This window comes from Mycobacterium szulgai, assembly GCF_002116635.1.
GTDB classification, from domain to species: domain Bacteria; phylum Actinomycetota; class Actinomycetes; order Mycobacteriales; family Mycobacteriaceae; genus Mycobacterium; species Mycobacterium szulgai.
The window spans coordinates 1-1,944 of the sequence record NZ_LQPW01000060.1; the positions used below are offsets into that span (position 1 = coordinate 1).

Annotated in this window: 2 protein-coding genes; both read right to left on the reverse strand. The window is 63.2% G+C overall.

What is annotated here, in order from left to right; translation table 11 throughout:
* Nucleotides 1-1,625, reverse strand: a 1,625-nt coding sequence (locus tag AWC27_RS11215; protein ID WP_139836918.1) for a type I polyketide synthase, incomplete at its 3' end; no start/stop codon positions are given.
* The coding region (locus AWC27_RS30970; RefSeq protein WP_169726758.1) for an acyl carrier protein at nt 1,615-1,944 on the reverse strand (330 nt) is incomplete at its 5' end. The genes AWC27_RS30970 and AWC27_RS11215, both read right to left, overlap by 11 nt.

Sequence of the window (1,944 nt, forward strand, 5' to 3'; positions counted from 1 at the left end):
GTGCTGCTGGTGCTGATCGCGGCCCGGTGGGGGTGATGGCTGCGGGTGGTGGCCAGGCTGTAGGCCAGATCCCGCAGCGATACCTCGGGCTGCTCAAGCAGGTGTTGGCGCAATCGAGCGCCCTGAGCGCGTAACGCGGCACTGCTGCGCGCCGATAACGGCCACACCAACACCGTGGGCTGGGCCGACTCGCCCGACTCCCCCGGTGGTGTGGTGGTGGTGTCGGTGTCAGAGACCGCCAGCTCATCGGGGGCCTGCTGCACAATCACATGCGCGTTGGTGCCGCTGATCCCGAACGAGGACACCGCCGCGGTGCGCACGTGCTCGCTCACCGGCCAGGGCTGGGCCTGGCTCAGCAGTTGCACGGTGCCGTGTGACCAGTCGATATGGGGGCTGGGTTGGTCGATATGCAAGGTGGCCGGCAGCACCTGATGATGCAGGGCCTGGATCATTTTGATCAGCCCGGCCGCCCCCGCGGCGGCCTGAGTGTGGCCGATGTTGGATTTGACCGAGCCCAGCCACAACGGCTGGTCGGGGTCGCGGTGAGCGCCGTAGGTGGCGATCAGGGCCCCGGCTTCGACCGGGTCACCCAACGTGGTGCCCGTGCCGTGGGCCTCGACCACATCAACCTGGTCCAACCCGACTCCAGCGTTAGCCGCGGCCTGAGTGATCACGCGTTGTTGGGCGGGCCCGTTAGGAGCGGTCAACCCGTTAGAGGCACCGTCTTGATTGACCGCTGAACCCGCGATCACCGCCCACACCCGATGCCCGTGACGGCGGGCATCACTTAAACGTTCCAACACCAGCACCGCTGCACCCTCGCCCCATCCGGTGCCATCAGCGGCCGCAGCGAACGCTTTACAACGCCCATCCACCGCCAACCCACGCTGACGCGCAAACTCAGTCAACGTCGCCGGCGTCGTCATCACCGTGACCCCCCCAGCCAGGGCCAAATTCGACTCCCCATTACGCAACGACTGACACGCCAGATGAGTGGCGACCAGTGAGGAAGAGCAGGCCGTATCCACAGTGACCGCAGGGCCCTGCAGGCCCAGGGCGTAGGCGATGCGTCCGGAGGCCACGCTGGTAGCCCCGCCGGTCATCACCAGGCCCGCACTACCCTCATCACCACTATCGCCATAGGGCTGCCCCCAGGTCCCGACAAACACTCCCGTCTCAGAACCAGCCAACGAGCCCGGATCAACCCCCGCGTTCTCCAACGCCTCCCAACAAACCTCAAGCAAAACCCGCTGCTGAGGATCCATCGTGGCCGCCTCACGAGCCGAAATGCCGAAGAATTCGGCGTCAAAGCCGGCGATATCAGCCAAAAACGCACCCGAACGGCTATACGTCTTACCCACCGCGTCGGGGTCGGGATCAAACAATCCACCCAGATCCCAGCCGCGGTCGGTGGGGAAACCCCCCACCACGTCGGTGCCGGTGCTGACCACCTCCCACAGATCGGCCGCTGAACCAATCCCCCCGGCAAACCGGCATGCCATACCCACCACGACCACGGGCTCGGATGATCTTTCTCGAAGGACCCGGTTCTGTCGTTTCAGTCGTGAAATTTGCCGGACGGATTCGCGAAGCGCCTCCGCCAAATTTTCAGCGTCAGAAGTCATCGTGGTTCCCTTTATCTTTAAAGATAAGCTGCATTAATTCATCGACATTCATATCCGAGGCGTCTTCGTCCTCCGGATAACCTGAAGCGCGTTCGGAACCACCTGCGATATCGCGGAGAATATCCAGGACCCCGGCTTTTATGAGTTGTTTAGCTGGAATGGTTTCGATGAGTTGTTGCATTTCGAGTTCGTCGGGATCGTCAACGCCATTAGAGGTGGTGTGTGTGCCCAATTTGTCGTAGAGGTAGTGGGTGAGGGCGGTGGGGGTGGGGTGGTCGAAGATCAAGGTGGCGGGCAGGGTCAGGCCGGCGTGTTGGGC